At 66.9% G+C, this 23,545-nt stretch carries 20 protein-coding genes; 16 read left to right on the top strand and 4 right to left on the bottom strand.

The window, feature by feature from the left end; all coding sequences use genetic code 11:
* Position 1: 1 nt before the first annotated feature.
* The 8 genes from ACFY3D_RS35795 (at position 2) to ACFY3D_RS35760 (ending at position 8,411) form a co-directional block, all read left to right on the top strand.
* Positions 2-244, top strand: a complete 243-nt coding sequence (locus ACFY3D_RS35795) for an acyl carrier protein (protein ID WP_350948748.1) — start codon at positions 2-4, stop codon at positions 242-244.
* Between the two features lies 1 nt (position 245).
* A complete protein-coding gene (locus ACFY3D_RS35790) occupies positions 246-1,436 on the top strand; it encodes a hypothetical protein (RefSeq protein ID WP_389988247.1) in 1,191 nt (396 codons plus the stop codon).
* On the top strand, positions 1,423-2,352 hold the full coding sequence (locus ACFY3D_RS35785; RefSeq protein ID WP_389988244.1) for a TauD/TfdA family dioxygenase: 930 nt from the start codon (positions 1,423-1,425) through the stop codon (positions 2,350-2,352). Before ACFY3D_RS35790 ends, ACFY3D_RS35785 begins: the two co-directional genes overlap by 14 nt.
* The gene (locus tag ACFY3D_RS35780) at positions 2,349-3,809 is read left to right on the top strand and encodes an AMP-binding protein (RefSeq protein WP_389988241.1); all 1,461 of its coding nucleotides are present in this window, start codon (positions 2,349-2,351) and stop codon (positions 3,807-3,809) included. Before ACFY3D_RS35785 ends, ACFY3D_RS35780 begins: the two co-directional genes overlap by 4 nt.
* An 8-nt stretch (positions 3,810-3,817) precedes the next feature.
* Complete coding sequence (locus ACFY3D_RS35775; RefSeq protein WP_389988238.1) at positions 3,818-4,729, top strand: TauD/TfdA family dioxygenase; 912 nt, start codon at positions 3,818-3,820, stop codon at positions 4,727-4,729.
* 137 nt (positions 4,730-4,866) lie between these two features.
* Positions 4,867-6,633: a carbamoyltransferase gene (locus tag ACFY3D_RS35770; RefSeq protein ID WP_389988235.1), complete on the top strand. Its 1,767-nt coding sequence runs from the start codon at positions 4,867-4,869 to the stop codon at positions 6,631-6,633.
* A 63-nt stretch (positions 6,634-6,696) separates the two neighbouring features.
* A complete protein-coding gene (locus ACFY3D_RS35765) occupies positions 6,697-6,939 on the top strand; it encodes a phosphopantetheine-binding protein (protein WP_389988232.1) in 243 nt (80 codons plus the stop codon).
* Positions 6,936-8,411 carry a condensation domain-containing protein gene (locus ACFY3D_RS35760; RefSeq protein ID WP_389988229.1) on the top strand — a complete coding sequence of 492 codons (1,476 nt, stop codon included), beginning with the start codon at positions 6,936-6,938 and terminating at the stop codon, positions 8,409-8,411. The genes ACFY3D_RS35765 and ACFY3D_RS35760 overlap by 4 nt, the downstream gene beginning before the upstream one ends.
* Before the next feature lie 79 nt (positions 8,412-8,490).
* Here the strand turns inward: ACFY3D_RS35760 and ACFY3D_RS35755 are convergent, their stop codons facing one another.
* Together ACFY3D_RS35755 and ACFY3D_RS35750 are read right to left on the bottom strand one after the other, a co-directional pair.
* A complete protein-coding gene (locus tag ACFY3D_RS35755; protein WP_389988226.1) occupies positions 8,491-9,234 on the bottom strand; it encodes an LmbU family transcriptional regulator in 744 nt (247 codons plus the stop codon).
* Positions 9,235-9,882: 648 nt separating this feature from the next.
* Positions 9,883-10,842 (bottom strand): AraC family transcriptional regulator, encoded by a 960-nt coding sequence (locus tag ACFY3D_RS35750; RefSeq protein ID WP_389988223.1) that lies wholly within the window; start codon positions 10,840-10,842, stop codon positions 9,883-9,885.
* 111 nt (positions 10,843-10,953) lie between these two features.
* Here ACFY3D_RS35750 and ACFY3D_RS35745 point away from each other — a divergent pair, with 111 nt between their 5' ends.
* Entirely contained in the window at positions 10,954-11,706 is a 753-nt protein-coding gene (locus ACFY3D_RS35745; protein WP_389988220.1) for an SDR family NAD(P)-dependent oxidoreductase, read from the top strand.
* A 153-nt stretch (positions 11,707-11,859) separates the two neighbouring features.
* Here ACFY3D_RS35745 and ACFY3D_RS35740 read toward each other — a convergent pair whose 3' ends face one another.
* Positions 11,860-13,215 carry a hypothetical protein gene (locus ACFY3D_RS35740; protein WP_389988217.1) on the bottom strand — a complete coding sequence of 452 codons (1,356 nt, stop codon included), beginning with the start codon at positions 13,213-13,215 and terminating at the stop codon, positions 11,860-11,862.
* Between the two features lie 416 nt (positions 13,216-13,631).
* Between ACFY3D_RS35740 and ACFY3D_RS35735 the strand changes: the two genes are divergently transcribed.
* A complete protein-coding gene (locus ACFY3D_RS35735; protein ID WP_389988214.1) occupies positions 13,632-15,743 on the top strand; it encodes an NACHT domain-containing protein in 2,112 nt (703 codons plus the stop codon).
* A 91-nt stretch (positions 15,744-15,834) separates the two neighbouring features.
* Here ACFY3D_RS35735 and ACFY3D_RS35730 read toward each other — a convergent pair whose 3' ends face one another.
* Positions 15,835-16,023: a hypothetical protein gene (locus ACFY3D_RS35730; protein WP_389988211.1), complete on the bottom strand. Its 189-nt coding sequence runs from the start codon at positions 16,021-16,023 to the stop codon at positions 15,835-15,837.
* Positions 16,024-16,268: 245 nt separating this feature from the next.
* Here ACFY3D_RS35730 and ACFY3D_RS35725 point away from each other — a divergent pair, with 245 nt between their 5' ends.
* The 6 genes from ACFY3D_RS35725 to ACFY3D_RS35700 all read left to right on the top strand — a co-directional run bounded on the left by ACFY3D_RS35725 (position 16,269) and on the right by ACFY3D_RS35700 (position 23,396).
* A complete protein-coding gene (locus ACFY3D_RS35725; RefSeq protein WP_389988208.1) occupies positions 16,269-16,937 on the top strand; it encodes a DUF998 domain-containing protein in 669 nt (222 codons plus the stop codon).
* 171 nt (positions 16,938-17,108) lie between these two features.
* The gene (rph, locus tag ACFY3D_RS35720; protein ID WP_389988205.1) at positions 17,109-19,730 is read left to right on the top strand and encodes a rifamycin-inactivating phosphotransferase; all 2,622 of its coding nucleotides are present in this window, start codon (positions 17,109-17,111) and stop codon (positions 19,728-19,730) included.
* Positions 19,731-20,078: 348 nt separating this feature from the next.
* Entirely contained in the window at positions 20,079-20,552 is a 474-nt protein-coding gene (locus tag ACFY3D_RS35715) for a hypothetical protein (RefSeq protein ID WP_362921671.1), read from the top strand.
* 333 nt (positions 20,553-20,885) lie between these two features.
* Entirely contained in the window at positions 20,886-21,524 is a 639-nt protein-coding gene (locus ACFY3D_RS35710) for a TetR/AcrR family transcriptional regulator (RefSeq protein ID WP_389988202.1), read from the top strand.
* Positions 21,525-21,528: 4 nt separating this feature from the next.
* Complete coding sequence (locus ACFY3D_RS35705; RefSeq protein ID WP_389988199.1) at positions 21,529-21,825, top strand: DUF6204 family protein; 297 nt, start codon at positions 21,529-21,531, stop codon at positions 21,823-21,825.
* 500 nt (positions 21,826-22,325) lie between these two features.
* Complete coding sequence (locus tag ACFY3D_RS35700) at positions 22,326-23,396, top strand: lytic polysaccharide monooxygenase (RefSeq protein ID WP_389988196.1); 1,071 nt, start codon at positions 22,326-22,328, stop codon at positions 23,394-23,396.
* Positions 23,397-23,545: the final 149 nt, after the last annotated feature.

Genomic DNA, 23,545 nt, shown 5'->3' with positions numbered 1-23,545 from the left:
AATGGATTACCCGCGGGTCCTGGAAGAGGTTGAAGCCTGCTGGCGTGATATCGCGCCGGAGTCCGCGATGAAGCCGGCCCCGCACGACGACCTCTTCGAAAGCGGCGCCGACTCCTTCACCTTCATCCGGCTGGTGCGATCGGTTGAAGCCGCGTGCGATGTCACGCTGCCGATGCTCGAGGTCTTCGAGGCTCCGCAGCTGGCTACCATAACGCGTTGCGTTATCGCAGCGAGGCGACGCTGAGATGGCGACGGTTCTGCCTGCCACCGCAGCCGAGTTCGGCCTGTGGTATCAGGAGCAGGCGACCGAACTGCGAGGGCGTTACCTGTGCCTGGCGGCCGCGGAGCTATGCCCCGGGTCGCAGGTGAGCCTTCGCGACGCGGCCGGCGCCATGACCGCTGCCCTGGCCTGCCATCCCGAGGCGCTGGCACGGTTCGCGGTCGACGAGCAAGGCATACTTCACAAGTTTCTCGAGTCGCCTGCGGCTTCGCTGCCCGCGGAGGTCCTTGTGTTCCCGGCGGAATGGCGGCGCACGGACGTCGTCTCCCACCTGGCAGGGCTGCCGACCCCCCTCGCGACCGGGCCGCTGATCCACCTGGCCGCACAGGCCGATTGCAGGGGAAACGCCACGCGGCTGTTCGTTCTGGCCCACCACATCGTCTGGGACGCACATTCCGAGGTGATCTTCTGGACCGAGGTCGACCGCTGGCTTACCGGACCCGGGGCAGGCGACGCGGGACATCACCATCCCGGCTGCGGTCCTTCCGTGCACCGCATTGCCACGCGAGACCATGCCCCGCTCGTGACCGACCTGCAGCGGCACCTGGCGATCTCGAATGGCGACCGTGTCTGGGAGCAACTTGCGGCCGCGGCGCGGAGGGCCGGAGTCACCCCGTTCGCCTGGACAGTCGGGCACCTGGCGGCTGCCGCAGCGGCTTGGTCGGAGCCGGCGACGGTCATGGCGTACATCGACGTGGACCTCCGCCCGCTGGCCGGCACGTCCCAGGACACGATGGGATTCCACCTGTCTCAACTGGAAATCGCCACCGTCGACCGCGGCACGTCCGGTCCGGCCGCGGCCGCCGCCGTCCACACGGCTGTGATGCGCCGGCTGGCCGCCGCCATGCGGCAGGAGATCCGCCCGGTCAGCGAAGCCGCCGGCCACGGCGGTCACCCCTGCAAGTTCTATTTCCGTGACATCCGGCATCGGCGTCGTCTGCGTCACCTGCGGCCCGTCGACATCCGCTTGCCGGTGGCACGTAACCAGCTGTCAGTAGGCGTGACGGTCACCGATACCAGCCTTGAAGTGACGGTGACCGCACGACGCGGCACCGCTGACAGCACCGGTATCGCTCGTTTGGCGCAGTTGGCACGCCAGCACCTGATCTCGGCAGCGGCATACGGTGAAAGGGCGGCCCCCGATGCAGCACCTTAGGCTCGACGGCCCACCGGAAGTGTGGTGGCTCGCCAACTCCACGGCGGTTGCGGAGCACCTTCGCCGTAACGGTGCGGTCGTCATCGACGGCGATGGGTTGTGCCAGGACGTAGCGACTTTCCAGCGACTCGCCGCCGCGGCTTGCGGGCCGCTCGCCAAAGACAACCCGGAGCACAACAGCATCGACGATGACCCCACGGGCACGATCAACAGTCCGACCCCCTACTCACGGACCAGGAAGCTGCTGTGGCACAACGAGAACACGTTTGCGCGCATGTGGCCCAGGCGAATCATCTTCGGCTGCCAGGAGATCGGGGACGGTGGGCAGACACCGACTGCGGACATGACGGCCGTCTACGAGCGGCTTAGCAACTCGGCCAAGGACGTCCTCGCCACCGGCGTCACCTACGTTCGCCGACTGGGGATGGACCTCGGGCTCGACTGGCGCCAGGTCTACCGCACCACTGATCCAACCGTTGTCGAGCGCGCCTGCGAACGGGAGGGCGCCACCTGGAGGTGGGATGAGCGCGGCGGCATCCTTACCACCGAGCAGCGGCGGCCGGCTGTCATCCTCGACCCGGCCACCGGCCGACCCTCGCTGACAGCACAAATCCTGCATTGGCATCCTCGGGCACTGGACGAGGATATTTACGATTCGCTCAGTCTGCTTTACGAGCCTCACGAGTTTCCCAAAGGGTGCCGACGCGGGGACGGCAGGCCGATCCCCGACGCCGTCATCGACGAACTTGTAGAAATCTGCTCCGACCTGGAGGAAGTCGTGCCCTGGAAGGCGGACCGCACGATAGTCGTTGACAACCTGCGCCGCAGCCACGCTCGTAACCCCTATACGGGCGTGCGTCGTTTGCTGGTCGCCGTCGGCGACCTCGTCGACTGCGCAGAATTGGCAAGGCCGTGACCACGCGCGCGCACAGCCTTGTCGGCGAACTGACCGGTTCCACCGCCGCCGCGGTCATCGAGCAGGGCGCGGTCACCACCCATGCGCAGCTACTCTCGCACGCACGCGAGGTCGCCATCCATTTGCGCCGACGCGGGGCCGGACCCGGGGCGATCGTGCCTATCCAGGCGGCCCCGAGCACGACCGCCCTCGTCCAGATCGTGGCCATCCTGATGACCGGAGCCGCTTTTGCTCCGATCGATCTCCGCGTGCCGCCACGCACTGCCGCCAGGATCGCCCGTCTGTGCGGTGCCGCCTTCATCCTCGGGGACGCCGGCGGGACGACCGACGGCGTCGTCTGGCTCGGCCCCGGGGACGTGGCCAACGATCCAGGCGCCAACCGCCTCATACCAACCGTCCCGCAGGACACCGTGTACGTGATCTTCACCTCAGGCACCAGCGGCGATCCAAAGGGAGTCGTCGTACCCGAGCCTGCCGTGCGGGCCTACCTCGACTGGTCGATGCGCGAGTACGACTGCGCCCGAGGATGGGGGGCACCGCTGTTCACCTCGCTGGGCTTCGACCTGACGATCACCAGCCTCCTCGGACCGCTCCTGAACGGCAGACGGGTACAGGTTCTCGATCCCTTGCGTTGGCCGCTTCAGGTCGCCACCGACCCCGGCATCCTCCAGGGCTCCAGTTTCGTCAAGATGACGCCAAGCCAGGTCAACATGCTGTGTGAGCTGCTGGAGGCGCGTGGAGCCCGGTGCTCGATGCCACTCCTGGTTGTCGGAGGTGAGGCCCTCTACGGGCAAAGTATCGCCCGCTGGCGGCACAGTCTCCCCGACACGCTGGTGGTCAACGAGTACGGCCCTTCCGAGGCGACTGTGGGCTGCTGCCGCTACACCGTGCCGGCCGGCTTCACCGGTCACGAGATTCCGATCGGGACCGCCCCGCCAGGTGTGGAGTTGAGTATCGAGGGACAGCCGCCCCAGGCCGGAGAGGAGCTTGAGGAGGGTGAGCTGGTAATCGCCGGGGTGCAGGTGGCGACTGGTTACCTCACCGTCTCGAACTCGGACGACGCTGAGGATGGCCGCGGGCAGTTGCGACCTTTCCCCGGTTCCGCCGGCAAGCGCAGCTACCACAGCGGAGATCGCGTGCGGCGCGACCACGACGGAACCTACACCTACGTTGGCCGGCTGGGACGGGAGGCGAAGGTCGCCGGCTTTCGGATCAACCTGGCCGCTCTTGAGTCTTGCCTCAATGCCTTTCCAGGGGTGGTGAGCGCCGCCGTCCAGGCGGACGAGGTGCACGGCCTCCACTCGGCCGTGGTGACTCGGGACGGCGGGACGACCCAAAGCGATCTTCTCGCGCACCTGCGCCAGACATTTCCGTCCTATGCGCTGCCGCGTTTCATTCGGATCAACACACAGATCAACGTCACAGAACGTGGAAAGTCGAGCGCGTCATGGGAGTGACAGGAAAGATGCCGGACATCCCGATCACGCCAACCGACCTGAACGGTGACCTGACCGCCAGGCTGAATGACGAGCAGTCCCGGTATATCAACGAGCGGCTGATGTCAGCGGGCCGTGTCCTGTTCCGAGGATTTCCCCTCGAAAGCACAGCCGACTTCGCGAAGGCGGTTCAGGCACTGGGCGGCGACCCGTTGCCATACACGGAGCGCTCCACACCGCGAAAGCAACTCGAGTCCGGAATCTACACATCGACCGAGTACACCCGGGAGGAGGAAATATTCTTCCACAATGAAAACTCTTACCAGGCGACCTGGCCGGGCAGGCTCTTCTTCTTCTGCCAGCGGCCGCCCACTTCAGGCGGGGCAACGCCACTGGCCGACGTGCGTCAGATCACCGCCTCGCTTGACGTCGACCTCGTCGAAGAGTTCCGCAGGCGCGGCTGGCGGCACATCCGAAATTACCATCCACAGATCGGCCTGCCGTGGAGCGAGGTATTTGGAACCACAAGCCGCGAAGCCGTGGATCTCTACTGCGGAAACAACGGCATACAAACGCACTGGAACAGCGACGGGACTCTCCGCACTGTAGCCGATCGAGTGGCTCTTCATCGCCATCCAGAAAACGGCGATGAACTATGGTTCAACCACATAGCCTTCTTCCACTGGACAACCCTTCCCGAGCGTGTCATCGGAGTCCTTGAGGAGCTTTTCGGAAGGTCCGGCCTTCCCAATAACACCGTCTACGGTGACGGGGCGGAAATTCCAGCGGCGGTATGCGCACACATCCGCGAGAAATATCGTGAGGCAGCGACACGGTTCGACTACCAGCAAGGCGACCTGCTGATGATCGACAACATGCTGACGGCCCACGGACGCGAACCGTACGAAGGGGAGCGACGGATCGCGGTGGCGATGACCTGACCAGGCCAGGCCCGGCCCGGCCCGGCCCGGCCCGGCCGGGCTGGGTTGGAGCCGCCGACGAAACACCTGCCCAAGGTTCATCGAGATCGAAGAAACCGATGCGAACCGGCAGTGTCGACAAGAGAGGATCAGCAATCGTGCGGTATGTCCTGGGAATTAGCGGGCTGGGCCAGAGCCAGCCATACATGCGGCGGTCGTTTCCGGGGCTGGACGAGCGTGTATATCGGCTCGCCCAGGGGGCGGACTCGGCAGCGGCTCTCGTCACCGAGGATGGCATCGTGGCCGCCGCGGCCGAGGAGCGTTTCGTGCGACGCAAGGGCACCGGGGAATTCCCGCAGGCCGCGATCGAGTATGTGCTCGGAGCGGCCGGCATCACTCCGCGTGACGTGAGCGCGGTCGCGCACAACTTTGACTTCGGCCGGTACCAGACATACTTCGAATCCGAAGGGGCGATCGAAGAATACAAGCACGTGTACGCGCCAGAGGTCATACACCGCGATCTATTCGCAGCATTTCCAAGGGAACTCTGGAGCGATGACCTGAAGGTCATCCCGATATTGCACCACCAGGCCCACGCCGCTAGCGCGTTGCACTGTTCCGGCTTCGGCTCTGCCGATGTCCTGGTCGCCGACGGGATTGGGGAGTTCGAGAGCACGTCGCTTTACACAGGCGGATCGCAGGGACTGCGGTTGCGCGGCCAGGTGCGCGGACTGCACTCCGTGGGACTCGTCTACGGGCTGGTTACCATGCATTTGGGATTTTGGATGAACTTCGACGAGTACAAGGTCATGGGACTGGCGCCCTACGGGGACCCGCAGCGACTTCGTCCGGCGTTCGACACCCTTATCGTCCGCCAAAACGACGGCCGTTACACCACGCCTCTAACATACTTGAACGAAACAGCACAGGAACGCGCTACTTACCAGAGGTCATTGGAACATCTCGCCTCGGTTCTCGGCCCGCCCCGGGAACCGGGTGCGAACCTTGAGCAGCGTCACCTCGACATCGCCGCGGCGCTGCAGGCCGTGACCGAGGAGACCGTCGTTGGCTTCCTGGCGGCGCACCGGGATGAGCAGTCCAGCGAGAATCTATGCCTGGCCGGCGGCGTGGCCCTGAACTGCGTCGTCAACCAGGCCATCCGCAAGAGCGGGATGTACCGGCGACAGTTCGCCCAGCCAGCGGCCGGCGACGACGGAACGGCGCTGGGTGCGGCGCTGGTGGTGATGGAGGAGGAGGGCGCCGAGGTGCCCAGGAAGCGGGTTCGCCCGCGCATCGGGCTGCCCTACCTCGGTCCGGCATTCACCTCCGAGCGCATCCAGGCCACGCTGGAGCGCACCGACCTACGATGGCGGCGATGCGAACTCAACGACCTCGTCGCTGAGGTTGCTGGGCTTCTGAGTGACGGAAAGGTCGTCGCGCTCTTCCAGGGCCGGATGGAATACGGCCCGCGAGCGCTGGGGAACCGCAGCATTCTCGCCGATCCACGAACCGTCGAGATGAGGGACCGGATCAACTCAATGGTCAAGCAACGGGAGGAATTCCGGCCGCTCGCGCCGGCGGTCTTGCACGAGTACGCAGAGCAGTGCTTCGAGATCGACGATCCTGACGAGTATCTGTGGATGATCGAAACCGTCGATGTCCGTGAGGCTTGGCGTCCGAGACTTGGGGCGGTGACGCACGTCGACGGCACTGCCCGGATCCAGGTGGTGCGACGTGAGGACAACGAGCTCTACTGGCGGTTGATCGATGCCTTCCGGGCAATCACCGGCGTTCCGGTTTTGCTCAACACCTCGTTCAACTCGCGCGGGGAGCCGATCGTCTGCTCCCCCGAGGACGCGGTGGCGACGTTCTCTCGGATAGACATCGACGCGATGGTCATGGGAGACCATCTGGTGTCGCGATAGAAGGGCCAGCGGATCCGTGGATCCCCGTAGCCAAGGCAGGCTCTCGGACCTCAGGAGGCAGCCGTGAGAACCATCGATGAAACTCAAGAGCTGATCGGGAGCATCTGGGTTGAGCTTCTCGGCCTTGATGCACCGCCTGACCGCTCGGCGCGCTTCTTCGCCGTTGGCGGCGACTCAATCTTGTGTGTGCGCTTTGTCGCCATCGCGCGCACACGGGGTGTCGAACTCACCATTCGCGACGTACTAGAAGATGACGAGATCGAGTCCCTTGCGGCCCGAGCACGTCCAACGGGGGAGCAATCGTGACAGGTCGGGGCCGCGACACCATCTCCGAGTCTGTCCGCGCGACGCTCTACGCGGCAGCCGGAGGCAGCGAGGTGGAGGCATTCGAGGTTCCAGACGACCGATGGGTGCAGATACCCGCGCTGGGTCTGGTCTCGCCGGATGATCGCCGACGGCTGCCGGTCAGTGCCGTGGATGCCTTCCCGATGAGCGAGCAACAGGCCGTGATGGCCACCCGGATGCTCATGGCCGCTGCCCTCCGAGACCGCGGCGCCATCGGTGTCCCGGCCTATCACAACGTCGCGACCTCGCGTCTGACCGTACCTCGCGTGGAGCCCGCAGCCTTCGAGGCGGCCGGGCTTGGCTTGGTGCGGGAGCATGAAATGTTCCGCTCGCTGCTGGACTTGGACCGCTACTCGCGCCCGATGCAGATCGTACTGAGCCATGTCGACCGGCCATTGGTGAAAGTTTGCGACTTGCGAGGGCTCCACGACCGTGAACAGCAACAACGGTTGGCCGAGTTCGCTGACGCCGAGAACACGCGGACCATCGATCTGAAGGATCCGCCCCTCGTCACGATCACGGTCCACCTCCTGAGCGAGACGGCGATCACCTTGACCCTTACCGAGCCGCATGCGATTGCTGACGGGTGGAGCACCCATCTGAACCTCGTGGAATTCCTAGAGCGCTACGTCGCGGAACTTACCGGGCGGCCCCCCGAGCAGCCGGCGTCATCTGCCTCGAACGCCTCGCCCCGCTTCAGACTCCGCGAGCATAGCGCGCAGCAGCTCTTCCAGTCGCTCACGCTCGCCGACTCACAGTGGTGGAGCCGGTACCTGGACGGACTGGAAACGCAGTCGAGTGCCGAGACCACTCGCGACTGCCACACCTGGCAGGACTCGGTGGAGATCGCAGGCCAGGAGAATCGGATGCTGAGCCGACTTGCGGCGAGTTCCTCCTCCGGGTTGAAGTCCGTGCTTCTCGCGATCCACCTTGAGGCGCAGGCGCGATTGGTCGGCGGGCGGAGCATCTTGACCGGCGTCCCTGTCAATACCCGGCTCGCGGTACCGAACGGCGTGGATGCGCGGGGGATGTTCCTCAACGTCGCCCCGCTGCGAATCGACGTCGCAGCACCTGGTAAGGAGGCCGTTGCCCGGGCGCATCGGGAGCTGATGAAGGTCACCATGCGCGGCCGGACTCCGCTGGCCCAATTGGCCCGCACCGTTGGCAGGGCAGTAGTACCGGCTTCTCTGTTTGGTTTCAACAGCTTCCACAGCATCGCCGGCGCCGCGCTACGGCTCGGCCTAGACACGCTGGAGGCGGTCGAAGACTGGTCCCACACGGACTTCCCGTTCGAGGCCAGCTTCAATCGAAGCGAAGAGATGGGCGAGCAAATCCGCATTCTGCTCTACTCCGAGGGCTCCTCGCATACGCGCGCCGATGCGACTGCGGCGTACCGCGACGCCGTTCAGCGGTTCGCCCAGCTTGATCGGTGAGGGGGAGCAGGGCGACCTCACTTGTTATTCACCAGGCCGAGCTGCCGGCAGGCACCGTGTCGCTGTCCGCCGCCAAGTGTCAGCCGATGGCTCGCGTCACCGGGTTCGGGTCCCGCGAAGCGAATGCCAGAGCCGCGCGAGCGGCCTGCTCAAGCATCAGCTGCGCCCACGTTCCAACGGAGAGCTGAGACTTGCTGGCCGCCTCCGTGATCATGGCAAGCTGATCGTCGGTGACATCAAGGTGCAGTTTCAAGGCCATGGCGCTGTCGCCGATACCGGTACCTTCATGCCTGGCATGATCGTGACCCCTGGCGTGATCATCAGCGGTTGCCCCAGCCGCGATACCTCGGTCAGCCAGGTCCTCGCCGCGCGCGGCGAGGCTGGCGCGCACCTCGCGCCGCAGGTCGTTCCTCGACCAACCAAACAACTCCGCCTTCCGAAGCCAATAGTCCTGCTCCGGTTCGGGGAGACTGGCGACTGCGGCGTGATGCTCGAAGCTCAACCCCGCTCTTCGCCTTGCGTGCGCGAACTTCCTGGCGACCCACGCATAATTGCGAAGCGTCTTGTAATCAAGCGAGGTTTGCTCGATAGCACTGCGGTAGCGCCCGGTGAAGCGAGTTTCACCGTAAATCAGCCAGTCGCCTAGGCACCATGCCGAGCTGCTCACGGCCTCGGCCAACCCCTGGCCAATTCCAAGCCAATTATCAAATGGTATCCCACTGTCAAGGCGCAGTCCTGTTGAGGGCAGAACGGCGACACCGGCTGTGATATGACCTGCGGGCAGGGGCAGGAACTGCGAAGGCACTCCTGGCTTAGCTTTCATTACCCATCCTCCCTGAATATGGTGCAGTTAGCGGGAGTCGCCAGCAGCGTGATCCTATAAACATGGCCACGGTTGGCCATGAAGAAGTACATCCCAATCGCCGAATTATAGGGCGCGTGCCGGCGCGCAGAAGTAGTCAACAAGATCGAATTCAAGCCTGTACGCTCCAGGCGGTAGTGAAAGTTCCTACAAGCTCAAGACCTGCCCACTTTCGTCTGCTCGCCCGGTCCATCGCTGCACAAATTCACCATCGACCTCTCGACTGAGGCTAACCGTAAGTCCGGCGGCTGGCCTTCCCCAGATGCCGTTAATGACCCGGACGGAGACGCTCACGACGAGATTCGACCCTCCTTGTAATCATGAATCGAGAGCCGACCCTTTCGGCCACCTGGCTCACACATCCGACCATGGATGGCACCGGTCCTTCTTCGCTCTCACGGCGCTCTTATCGGACTCCTCTCGCGTCCACGCGATAGCAGCACAAGACACGTACCTACCTCTTCCAGACTTCTGTCAGCTTATGTAGCCGACTGTCCGGAATCTGCTGGGCACCTCAGTTCAAGAGGGCGTTCGACAGCGGCAGGCGGGCGGTGTGCCGGTGTCTTCGTCGCCGATGTGAGCGGCGCGGCTGAGCACGGGACGACTGCTTCAGCTTTCGTTCGCGGCCGAGTGCGGTTGCTGCCGTGCCTGGTTACGGAACTGTGCGGGCGATGAGCCGACCACGCGGCGGAACGCGGTGCTGAACGCGCTCTCGGACAGGTAGCCCGTGGCCCGTGCGAGCTCGGAGATCGACAGAGTGTCGCGGGCGAGGGCGTCGCGCGCGAGGCTCATGCGCCATTGGATCAGGTACTCCAACGGTGGGATCCCGACGTGGTTCTTGAATGCCTGGGCGAACGCGGAACGCGACATGTGGCTGATCTCGGCGAGCTCCTTGAGGCTCCAGGGGTGGGCCACGTCCGCGTGCACGGCACGCAGGGCGGCACCGATGCCGTCCTCGTTCAGGGCGCCCAGCCAGCCGGTGGGCCGGTCTGTCTGACCGGCGTGAGCACGCAGCATGTGCACGAGCAGGATCTGTGCGAGGTGGTTCTGCACCAGCGGGCCGCCGGCGGCGGCGACCCCGACCTCGGTGGCGAGGAGATCGATCAGCTGCGCGAGCCGGCTGCCGTGAGGATCGGCCCTGCGGACGATCACGAGCGGCGGCAGAAGATCGGTCAGCAGGGCCGCGTTCCTGTCGTCGAACGCGATGTGCCCGACGCAGAGGTAGAGGTCCTCCTCGGACTCCGGGCCGATCCGCACGAACCCGTCTTCGGCGCCCGCCAACACCGGCTCCGCGGGGCGCGGGCTCGCGTCGAGCGTGCCGGCCAGCACGTAAGGCGGCGGGTTGCCCAGCATGAAGGTGTCACCCTCCCGCAGGAACACCGGCTCGTGACCTTCGAGGATCAACCAGCACGTGCCGCGTACGAGGCCGCCGATCCGCACGTGCAAGAACGTGTCGAAGCGCAAGGCCCACTCTCCCGTGGCCCGGAGACTGGGCCCGATCACCGTGTGGGGCCGGAGCAGGCCGATCGCGTCGGCCACCGGATCCCGAAATCCGAGCACTGACGACACCTCCTGGACGATACGTAAAGAATGTCGGACTCTGCATTATGGATAGTATCCCCGATCTCCCGCAGTATCGACGTCGAACGGATCGGCATCGAGAGTGATGGAGATACCCGCATGGGACAGCTGGAAGGCAAGACGTCGGTGGTCACCGGGGGCGGCACCGGTATCGGTCTGGCCACCGCCGTACGGCTGGCGGACGAGGGCGCGTACGTGTTCGTCACCGGCCGACGCGGGCCCGAACTGGAGGCCGCCGTCAAGACCATCGGAGCGGACCGGGCCACCGCGGTCGTCGGCGACATCTCGAAGCCGGAGGACCTGGACCGGCTCTACGAGGCGGTCCGGGCGCGGGGCAGGGGTTTGGACGTGGTCGTGGCGAACGCGGCGATCGGTGCGTTCGTGACACTGGAACAGACCACCGAGGAGCATTTCGACCAGACCTTCGCGGTCAACGTCCGAGGCACGCTGTTCACCGTGCAGAAGGCGTTGCCGCTGCTCAACGACGGAGCCTCGATCGTCCTGGTCGGTTCGGCGGCCGGCGACCGTGGAGTGGAGGCGTTCGGCGCGTACGCGGCGTCGAAGGCGGCCGTCCGGTCCTTCGCGCGGACGTGGTCCAACGAGCTCAAGGGCCGTGGCATCCGGGTCAACGTGGTCTCGCCGGCATGGATCGAGACTCCCGGGGGCACCGCCGCTTTCGGTGACGAGGAGACCGCCCGGGCCGTCAAGGAGAATGTCGCCGCGACCGTGGCCAAGGGCCGCATGGGTCAGCCTGAGGAGGCCGCCGCGGTCGTGGCCTTCCTGGCCTCGGAACAGAGCAGCTACGTCGTCGGCGCGAACATCCACGTCGACGGCGGCGCGAACCAGATCTGAGCAGGCACCACGCGGTGGGTGGCATCCGAAGCGTTCGCTTTCCACTTGTCCGACCGCGAACGACGCTCGGCCAGGCGTCCCCGGCCGAGCGTCTCGCCATGCTTCTCACCGCCGACTCCGGAATGCGCCGGCTGCGGCGGGGCTACGCCGTGCCTACGAGGTCTGGCGCGTGAACTGGGTCAAGGCCCCGCGCCAGTGCACGCCCAGGCTGTAGAGCACGCGTGAGTCGGGGGCGAGGAGCGGGCCGGCGTGGTTCATCACGCCTGTCGGCCCGATCTCCCTGCACATGGCGGGCAGACCCTCTCCGACGCACCCCGCGTATGTGAGGTCGCCGTTGGAGGAGCGGCGCAGGTGAGTGGCCGCGCCCCACGTGAACGACGGGCCCTGGGTGCTGCCGTAGACGCTCGCGCCGTCGGCGGAGACGGCCACGTCCACGTACGCCCCCTGGGGGCCGGTGGGCCTGCACCCGGCGGCGAAGCCGATGCATCCCTGGTAGGCGAGGTCCCCGTTGCCCGTGAGACGGCGCAGATGGCTGACGCCGCCCGGGCCGGAGACGTACAGGCTGTCGCCGGCCGGGGTGATGGCGCCCCTGGTGATGCCGAGCAGGCCGTCGGTGGTGGGGACGTTGCAGCCGCTCGTCCCCGCCTCGGAGAGGCAGCCCGCCTCCGCCAGCGAGCCGGTGGCCAGGTCCCGGCGGAAGTGCGTCACCGAGCCGGGATTCCTGGCCACGATGTAGAGGCTGCGCCCGTCGGCGCTCAGCACCGCGTCGCCCGCGGAGGTCATCACGCCGGTGCGGCCGATCGTGGTGCAGCCGGGCATCGCCTCGCCGATGCAGCCGTGGAAGGCCAGGCGGCCGGTGCCGTTGTCGTGGCGCAGGTGGTAGACCGCGCCCTTGCCGGATCCCGCCGCGTACAGGTACAGGTCGCGGCCGTCGGCGGTCGCGGTCAGCGCGTGGTCGGCCGTGGACCAGGGGGCGAGTCCGGGCAGGGCGGCGACGCCACCGCAGTCGTGGTCCCAGGCGCAGAAGTCGGTGTCGAGGTCGCCGTTGGTCAACGTACGGAACCCGACCACCGCCGCGGGGGTGGAGGCGTACACGTGGGAGCCGGCGGCCACCACGGAGCCGGCGGCGTACAGGCGGTCGGGCAGCACCACGCCGCCCACCCTCGTCGACCGGCAACCCGTGACACCGCCCATGCATCCGGTGAAGGTCAGGGTGTCATCGGCGGCCCGGCGGAAGGAGGAGATCGCCGGTTTGGCCGTGCCCGACCCCCCGTCGCCGCCGGCCACGACGTAGACGGTGTCGCCGGTGGGCCGCATCGTCGCCGCGGACGCCCAGTCGAGGGGGTTGACCGGGCCGATGTGTACGGCTCCGGGCACGTTGTAGGAGATCGTCCGGACGAAGCCGATATCGCCCACCGCCGCCTGCGCGCCGGTGGGAAACGCCAGAACCAGTGTGAGTGCCACGGCGATGCCCGCGGCCCACCGTGATGTACGGCCGATTGCCAGCACGTTGTGCTCCTTTCGTCGGATCGACGATCGGCGACGCGCAGGTCGTCTGGGAACGCGTTCGGAGTTATCCGGACAAGGCCGTACAGCGGCGTGGTTCGGTGGAGTTCGAGTAAGTATCGTCTGGTGTGGTGCGGCCACCGAGATCCTGAGGACGCTTGAGGCGGGTGCTGCTCCAATGCGCCATCGACGAGGGGCGTTCACCTGCCGGTGGAGGCGACCGACCGGTGGAGGCGCTGTTCGCCGGCGTGTTCCAAGCAGGCTGCCCGAGCGCGGCGGCGTGTGCGGGAGATGTCGGGGGCGACCGCCGTCTCAATCCGTTCCACGGTGGGTGACGGCAGCCTAACGATTCCGATCACACCGTGCCCGCACACTTCGTATCGTTTCATGTGATCTTGTGGTCACGGAATGATGAGATTATGTCGGGACGCGTTCTGAAATGGGCGGGCATCATCGTGTTCATCGGCACGGTGAGTGCGATGGGCTTCTATCTGCTCACCCGGGACAAGCTGGAAGAGGCCGACCAGTCGGCGAGTGTGATCGGTGTGTTCATCGCGCTGAGCAGTCTTGCCCTGACGCTCTACGGGATGCTCACCGACCGCTTTGCCCGCTCACCCTCGACGCAGACCAGCCCCGAAGAGACCATCGCTGCGGCCAAGAAGACGCTGACCGGCCTGGTCTTCCAGCAGTGGCGTACCGAGGCGGCCATCCGGTCCTTGGATGATCCCGAACCGATCAGGATCTCCTGGCACCTGGTCACCGACGCCGGGGTGATGGACCATCCCCGGCTGGTCGGTGAGAACCTGTTGATGTTCAGCGGATCCAGTGACCAGATCCCCAAGCTGGTTCATGCTTTTCAAGGGTTGCGGCGTCGGCGGTTGGTCATCACCGGGGGACCCGGCAGCGGCAAGACCACCCTGGCCATACAGCTACTGCTGCACCTGGTGGCCCCGGGGCGTGACGCGGCCGACCCGGTGCCGGTGCTGGTACCGGTCAACGGCTGGGACATCGACCTCCACCCGCGGCTGCACGACTGGCTTGCCATGCGCCTGCCTTTGGACTATCCGGCGCTGACCGCCCCGCAGTTCGGGACAGGCGCCGCCAAGACCCTGCTCGATCACGGCCACATCCTGCCCATCCTGGACGGCTTGGACGAAATTCCTCCGCAAGCCCGCATCGCGGTGATCTCGGCGTTGAATCGGTGGCTGGCCTCCGGCGATCAGTTCATTCTCACCAGCCGCACCACCGAATACGACCAAGCGGTCAGGCAGGCCGGGGATGTACTGACCGCCACCGCGGTCATCGCCCCGGCCGCCATCACTCCTGACGCCGCCGAAACCTACCTGCGCACCACCCTGCCACCGACGCCCCGCCATGACTGGGCCCCAATCTGGGCCGCGCTGCATGACGGTTCCTGCCCAGGCCTGAGTCGGCTGGCAGAAACCGCGCTGGGACTGTGGCTGATCCGCACCGTCTACATCATCACTGCCGCCGACCCCGTCCCACTGACCGGCCCCTTGGCCCAGCAGGACGCGACGCTGCGGGCTCATCTGTTGGACCATCTCGTCGTCGCTGTCATCAACGACCGTCTCCCCAGCCGTGACCCCGCCGACCATTTCCGGCCCCGCATCGCCTGGAACCCCGACCGCGCTCGCGACCACCTGACTTACCTGGCCCGCGTGCTACAAGACCACGACACCTACGACTTGGCCTGGTGGCACCTCGCCCAACACACCATCCCTCACAGCGAACGCCGCCGCGTCACCTGGCGAGTCGGACTTCTGAGCGGTATCGCGGTCGGACTCGTGGTCGGAGTCGCGGGCGGGATCGTGGAGGGTATCGCGGCCGGACTCGGGTTCGGTATCGCGGCCGTGTTCGCGGGCGGTACATGGTTCAGCGAGCCCCCCGGATATGCCAACCTGTATCTGCCAGGAAGAACAGCCGACCTCATCAAACACATGCGAAACGTGCTCGCGGGCGGGATCGGGGGCGTGCTCGCGGTCGTCCTCGGGGTCGTCTTCGCGGTCGTGCTCCTGGTTGTGCTCGCGGACGGGCTCACGGTCGGGCTTACGGTCGGGCTCATGGTTGCGCTCGCGGCCGTGTTCGCGGCCGTGTTCGCGGCCGGAGCGATGGAGTGGGCGGAACAGCCCGCGTCCTCCACGGTCGCAACCACACCGCTGACGAGCTGGAAAGCCGACAGAACCCTGACACTGCTACGAACCGTAACGTTCGGGCTCCCGTTCGGGCTCGCGGGTGGGCTCGCAGGCGGGATCGCGGACGGGCTCACAGTCGGAATCGCGATCGGGATCGCTGTCGGGATCGCGTTTGGGATCGCGAAGGGAAACCACCATGCCTGGCTGGCCTACACCATCGCTGTCTGGCGACTGGCCAAGAAAAAGCATCTCCCCCGCAAGCTGATGGCGTTTCTCGACGACGCCCACCGCCTCGGGCTGCTCCGCACCGTCGGCCCGATCTACCAGTTCCGCCACGCCGAACTCCAAGACCACCTCGCGGCCCTCCCTCACCGATAGCGCGGCCACAGCGCTGAGATTCACCGGGAATGCCACCTGAATTCGAACAACCCCACCCCGGATCGTTCAGATCAACCTGACACCTCCCAGATCAGCGGCTTCGCCAGTGGTGGCCGCACCACCACCGGACAGGGACGTTCAGATCGCGCTGGATCGCCTCGCCGTCCTTGACGAGCGCATCGCCGTCCAGATCGAGGCGCGCGACCGGTTGGCGGCGACGCTGCGTCGGGTGGCCGGGGGGAAGATCCGCCCGGTTGCCTGACCTGCGTTCCACGGTCACGGCGACTCGTCGATGACGGCGGTGGCCTTTTCGCGTCTGTTCGCGCCTGCGATCGGGGGAGGATCCGCCAGGGGCACGGTCCGATGTGACAGGGAATGCGGTCGGATCGGCATCGGCGCAGTTCAGAGGCGCGATGGCGTGACGGCGTCGAATCCCGTCCTCATCGTTCGACGCGTCAGCGAGGCCGGGCGAGACCGGCGGAACGAGTACGGCGACGGATCCCCGTCGCGGCAGAGAGGAACGTCATGACCGCCTTGCACCCCGGACCCACCGCCACCGGTTCCGCCACCCCGGCGACGCGTGTGCTGCTCGCCTGCGCCGTCGCCGCCGCACCGCTCTTCGCGGCCGTGTCGCTGGCGCAGGTGTTCACCCGCGAGGGCTTCGATCTGACGCGCCACCCTCTGAGCATGCTGAGCACCGGTGACCTGGGCTGGCTGCAGATCACCAACTTCCTGGTCAGCGGGGCTCTGACGGTGGCCGGCGGAATCGGCCTGGGCCGCGCGCTGCGGGGTACGCCCGGTGGCACCTGGGCGCCCCGGCTGGTCCTGGTCGCGGGGGTCGCGATGGCCGCGGCCGGGGTGTTCGTCATGGATCCGGGTGACGGCTTCCCGGCGGGCACCCCGCTGGGTCAGACGGGCACGTTGAGCGCGAGCGGCCTCATGCACATGGTCGCCGGGTCCGTCGCGTTCACCGCGTACATCGTGGCGTGCTTCGTGCTGGGCCGCCACTTCTCCCGGGCGGGCCGCCCCGGCTTCGCCGCCGCCTCGCGGCTCAGCGGTCTGGTCTTCGCCCTCGGCAACGGGTGGGCGATGACGGGCGGAACGGCCGGATCGTTGACCCTGGCGATCGGCGCGCTCACCGGGATGATGTGGATCGCGGTGGTGGCGGCGGATCGGTGGCTCGCGCTCAGGTAGTGGGATCCGTACGGCCCGGTCTTCTCGCGTCGCGAGGGGGCCGGGCTTTTCGCGTTCCGAGGACTGAGGACGCGCCGCACCCCGCCCTTTTCATTTTGTACCAGATTCGCGCGCCTCATGAGACATCAAAAAGTACTTCATACTGCCCGTTGCGAACCGACCCGACGAACGATGGGGGCAACGGAATTGGGTTACGTACTGGGTTTCGAGGAGATCGACTCGACGGATATCGCGGACGTCGGAGGAAAGGGCGCGCACCTGGGCGAGCTCTCGCGAATCAACGGCATTCGCGTGCCGGACGGCTTCTGCGTCACGACGGAGGCCTTCCAGCGGGTCGTCGCCGAAGCACCGTCGATCAACGCTCAACTTGATCTGCTGTCGCGCGTGAAACCGGACGACCACGCGGCGATCCGCACCCTGAGCGCCGAGATCCGCCGCGTCGTCGAAAGCGTGACGATTCCCGCCGATCTCGTGGCGGCGATCGGCGAGTCGCTCGCCCGGCTCGGGGAGCAGGAATCCTACGCGGTGCGTTCCAGCGCGACGGCCGAGGACCTGCCGACCGCGTCCTTCGCCGGCCAGCAGGACTCGTACCTGAACATCGTGGGCCTGCCGGCGATCCTTTCGCACATCCGAATGTGCTGGGCCTCGCTGTTCACCGAGCGGGCGGTGACCTACCGGCGTCGTAACGGCTTCGACGACCGCAGGGTGCGGATGGCCGTGGTCGTACAGCGGATGGTGTTCCCCGACGCGGCAGGGATCCTCTTCACCGCCGATCCCGTGACCTCGAACCGGAAGATCGCCACCGTGGAGGCCGGCTGGGGGCTCGGTGAGGCGCTGGTCTCCGGTCTGGTCGCCGGGGACGTCTACGCGGTGCGCGACGACCAGATCGTCACCACGGCGGTCGCGACCAAGTCGCGGTCCGTCCAGGCGTCGCAGGCAGGCGGTACCAAGGAGGTACCCGTCGAGCCGGGGCGCCAGACGCAGCCGGCTCTGACGGACGCACAGGTCGTGCGTCTGGTGCGGCTCGGCCGGCGCATCGAAGCGCATTTCGGCAGGCCCCAGGACATCGAGTGGTGCCTGGTCGGCGACGGCTTCCACATCGTCCAGAGCCGGGCGATCACCACCCTGTTCCCCGTCCCGGAGACCGACGACCAGGACAACCACCTCTACGTCTCCGTCGGTCACCAGCAGATGATGACCGACGCGATGAAGCCGCTGGGACTCTCCCTGTGGCAGCTGACGACCCCGCGGCCGATGCACGAGGCGGGCGGACGGCTGTTCGTCGACGTGGCCCCCGTCCTGGCGACGTCCGCGGGACGCGCGAACCTCCTCGGGGCCCTGGGGAGGTCCGACCCGCTGATCCGGGACGCGCTACAGTCCGTCTTCGACCGCGGCGACTTCATCCGCTCGCTTCCCGACGAGGACTCCGTCGCCGCACCGGCCGGTGCGGCACCCGCCCCGATCGAGACCGATCCGGCCGTCGTCACCGAGCTGATCCGCCACAGCCAGGAGTCCGTCGCCACCCTGCGGAGCGAGATCCGGACACTGTCGGGGACGGCGCTGCTCGACTTCATCCAGACCGATATCGCGGAGCTGAAGCGCATCCTGTTCGATCCGCGGAGCGTTCAGGTGATCATGGCGGGGATGGAGGCGGCCTGGTGGCTCAACGACCACCTCGAGGCGTGGCTGGGGGAGAAGAACGCGGCCGACGCGCTCACGCAGTCCGTCCCGCACAACGTCACCTCCGAGATGGGGCTGGCGCTCCTCGACGTCGCGGACACGATCCGACCGCACGCCGACGTCGTGACGTTCCTGCACCGCGTCGCGGACGAAGGCCGGGAGGGCGACGGCTTCCTGAACGAGCTGGCCGGGCTCGCCGGCGGGCAGGAGGCACGTGACGCCATCCGGGGCTACCTCGACGAGTACGGCATGCGCTGTACGGGCGAGATCGACATCACCAGGACGCGCTGGAGCGAGCAACCCGCCACGCTCGTGCCCACCATCCTCGGCAACATCAGGAACTTCGAGCCGGGCGCCGGCAAACGACACTTCGAACAGGGACTCCTGGAGTCACGAAGGAAGGAGCAGGAACTTCTGACGCGGCTGCGCGCCCTGCCCGACGGGGAGCGGAAGGCCGAGGAGACCAAACGGATGATCGACCGCGTCCGCACCTTCGCCGGTTATCGGGAGTATCCCAAGTACGGCATGATCAGCCGCTACCTCGTCTACAAGCAGGCGTTGTTGCGGGAGGCCGATCGTCTCGTCCGCTCCGGCGTCCTGCGCGAGAAAGAAGACGTCTTCTTTCTTCGTTTCCCGGAGTTGCGGGAAGTCGTGCGTACCAACGACGCGGACGTCGAACTCATCCGGCAAAGGCGGGAGGCGTTCCGGTCGTACGAGGCGCTCACGCCGCCCCGGGTCCTCACCTCGGACGGCGAGGTCATCACCGGCCGGTATCGGCGTGAGGACGCCCCGCCCGGCGCGCTGGCCGGTCTCCCGGTCTCGGCCGGGACCGTCGAAGGCCGTGCCCGGGTCGTCACGGACATGGCGCGGGCCGACCTGGAGGCGGGCGACATCCTGGTCACCGCCTACACCGACCCCGGCTGGACCCCCCTGTTCGTCACCGTTGCCGGACTGGTGACGGAGGTGGGCGGCCTGATGACGCACGGGGCGGTGATCGCGCGGGAGTACGGCCTGCCGGCCGTCGTGGGGGTGGAGCAGGCCACCCGGCTGATCCGGGACGGGCAGCGGATCCGCGTCCACGGAACCGACGGGTACGTCCAGATCCTCGACTGAGCCGACGCGGCGTCCCGGCACCCTTCCTCGACTGAGCCGACGTGGCGTCCCGGCACCCTTGAATCTTTCAAGGGTGCCGGACGCGACTCGCGATCGGCGGACCGAAACATCAGACATACGCCTTCAGCGTCGGCGTCCGTGGAAATTTCATCAACGTCGCTGGTTGCACGTTCTCCCGCGCGGTCGTTTCCCTGCAAGACGACGAATCGACCGGCGATGGATTCGGACTTCGAGTTCCCCTCGCCGTAATGGTTGCGGCTCTGTTGAAATCGCTCGACCGTTGACCGTGCCGGGTGAGGATGCTGAATTCGCGGTGGCCGATGTCAGAAGTATTAAGGAGGAACGGAGATGCTCGCCGCGAAACTGCTTCGTCGAGGGCTGGCGCTCGGATCCGCGCTCATCGTCACCTGCGCGTTGGGTGTCGTGAGCCTGGCGCAACCCGCCGCCGCGACCAGCGCCGTACTGTACGGCAGGGTGGAGTGCACCAATTCCAACCACTATGGAAATGTCAGCAACTGGTATCCCTTGAACGTGAGGCTCTCCACCGGATCGTCCCAGATAGTCCCCGGCCTGGTCACCGTCCCCGGCACGTACGCGTTCCAGTTCACCCAGGCACTGCCCGCCGGGGCCACGGGCATGGGGGTCAGGGCCCTGTGCAGCAGCGGCCACTCCCCGTATGGCGACTTCGACGGAACGTCCGAGTACACCAGCATTCCCGCCGGGACAACCAGCATCACCGCGAGTTGGAGGTGCTCCACGGCACCGGTCAACCCTGGCCCGTGGATGACCAACTGCACCCTGCGGTCGGTGTCGTTCAGCTAGACCTCGTCCCGTTCCGGCGAGTTCGCGCGTCTGTGGTCAGGCCGGAGCCGGGTGAGGTGAGTGAGGACTCCCAGGCCGGTGAGCGAGCTTCCCGGAGCGGGCATCCGGGGTCATCGGCATCACGGGCGGCTCCCTCCGAGGGGCCGCCGGGGGTTTTGGCGGCCGGTTGCGGGTTTGTTCGACGGTTTGTTTGACGGTGTCCGACTGCTCGCGCTCGATCCCAGGCGCGCGTCACGCCGAGATACGTGAGACACGGCTTGACGGCCACGGCGCCAAGATGGTGCGGAAGACGTAAGATTGCAATCGACCCCAAATTTTCAGTAGGCTCCAAATATGTCTGAGGGCCTGCGCGAGCGCAAGAAGCGACAGACCCGGCAGCGTGTCTCCGATGTGGCCCTCGGTCTGTTCGTCGCGCGTGGCTTCGACAACGTCACGATCGCCGAGATCGCTGCGGCTGCCGAGGTGTCGGTCAACACCGTCTACAACTACTTCCACACCAAAGAGGACCTCGTCCTGCCACCGGAAGAAGCATCCCCGCAGCGACTGGCCGACATGGTGCGCGGGCGTGAGCCCGGCCAGTCGGCGGCCGATGCGGTCCTGGCGCGGCTGCGGCAGGAGGTGGGCGGGCAGGAGCGCAGGGTCGGGCTGAGCGAGGGGTTCGGCCGCGTGCTGGAGATGATGCGAGCCGCGCCCACGCTGACCGCCCGGCTTGAGCGGCTTGCCCACCAGATGACCGCCGAACTGGCCGCGCAGTTGGTCCAGGAGACCGGCGCCGAGCCCGGCGACCCGGTGCCGCAGGCTGCCGCCTGGCAGCTGGGGAGCCTGCACAGCATGGTCCTGTCGGAGATCGGCAGGCGGTCCACGGCCGGCGAGCGGCCGGACGTCATCGCCGCGGACGTGCTGAAGCTGATCGACGCCGCGGAGGGCCTCATGGGGGAGCGCCTGCTCGGCTATGCCGTACGAGAGGGATGAGCAGTTGTTCAGAGTGACGATCAGAGGGAAGTTCACCGGGCTCGACGACGCGGGGCGGGCGGCCGTCCTGGCCGCGGGCGACATCGCCTACACCGAGGCCGGGACGTTCACCCACGATCAAAGCGTGACGGTCTTCACCTTCCGCTGCCAGGTTCCGGCTGGTCCGGACGACGGCCAGGACGAGGCGGCGCTCGGCGCGATGGCCGCGCTGGAGGCGCACGGGCATTCGCATGAGATCCTGCAGATCGCGGTGACCGACATGCGCGAGATCAAGATTCGTCCCAAGGGGCGTCGGATGTGACCGCCGAGCCAGCCTCGGCATGGATCGCCTCCGACCGCAAGCCCGACAGTGCTGCCGCTTTCTGGTGACATCGCCGGCTACGTCGACAGCCGCGCCTCGGGCCGGTGCCTTCGGGCGAGTCATGACGGTGTCCACGCTCAGCGTGGTTGTCGCTCGTCGCGGTTGCCGATCATTTTCGGCGGGACGGGGTGAGAGCGTCACTCCGGGTGGATGTCGGGAACGGATGCCGGGGCTGTCTCCGGAAAAACATGGGAAATGAACCTTTCATCCGTTTTGGAGCGTATGGCCAGTTCCCGGGCGGTCGCCGTCCGGGGAGTGTGCGCCACTGTTGCTCCGGGGCCGGGGATTGGGCGACGGTGGTGACCCTCTGGCGTGAGGACTCCGCCCTCATTCGGCGCGCCAGGTCTCGTCACCCCGGCATTCGAAATCCCGGCCTTTCAAAAGGAGACCTTCACACGATGAGGTCACGTACGCTCCGACTTCTGCGAGATCAAGTGCACGTGTCCGACGGCGTCACCGTCCACCGAGTCTCGGTCTGGCGGATGGTCGTCGCGGCCGCCGTCGCGCTCGCGACCGCGCTCATGTTCACCACCGTGCTGGCGGGCCCCGCCTCGGCGCACGGCTCGATCAGCGACCCGCCTTCGCGCAACTACGGCTGCTGGGAGCGCTGGGGAGGTGACTTCCAGAACCCGGCCATGGCCCAGCAGGACCCGATGTGCTGGCAGGCCTGGCAGGACAACCCCAACGCGATGTGGAACTGGAACGGGCTGTTCCGCGAGAACGTCGGCGGCAACCACCAGGGCGCGATCCCCGACGGACAGCTGTGCAGCGGCGGCCGGACCGAGAACGGCCGTTACCGGACCATGGACACGGTGGGCGCGTGGAAGACCGTGGACCGTCCCTCCTCGTTCACGATGAACCTGCTGGACCAGGCCTCGCACGGCGCGGACTACATCCGCGTCTACGTCACCAAACAGGGCTTCAACCCCAAGACCCAGGCGCTGAAGTGGAGTGACCTGGAACTCGTCAACGAGTTGGGCAGGAGGCCGACGGGCACCACCACGGCCATCCCGGTGAACGCGCCCGGCCGTACCGGTCACCACATCGTCTACACCGTCTGGCAGGCGAGCCACCTCGACCAGTCGTACTACTTCTGCAGTGACGTCAACTTCACCGGCGGCACGAACCCCAACCCGACCCCCACGCCCACTCCGACCCCCACCCCGACGCCGACCCCGACTCCCACGCCCACCCCGACCCCGACCCCGGGTACGGGTGGTTGCTCGGCCACCTACCGCATCGCCTCCGACTGGTCCAACGGCTACCAGATCGACGTGAGCGTGAAGGCCGGCTCCAGCCCGATCACCGGCTGGACGGTGAAATGGACCTATGCGAACGGCGAGAGCATCCAGTCGTCGTGGAACGCGACCGTGACCAGCAGCGGGGCCGCGGTCACCGCCCGCAACGCCGCCTACAACGGCTCGCTGGGCGCCGGCGCCTCCACCACCTTCGGACTCGTCGTCTCCGGCTCCAGTAGGAACATCCCCACCCCCACCTGCACGACGACCTGACCCTCTCCCACTGAGCGGGCACACGTCGGGCCCCCCCCCCCCGGGGGGGGGGCCCCCCCCCCCCCCACCCCCCCCCGGGGGGGGCCCCCCCCCCCCGGGGGGGGCGGGCGGCAAACGGCGTGCAGTAAAACCACACCGGCACGGGCCCG

It is taken from the genome of Streptosporangium sp. NPDC000509, from assembly GCF_042898365.1.
Taxonomy (GTDB): Bacteria; Actinomycetota; Actinomycetes; order Streptosporangiales; family Streptosporangiaceae; genus Streptosporangium.
This window is presented reverse-complemented; position numbering and strand designations above follow the sequence as displayed.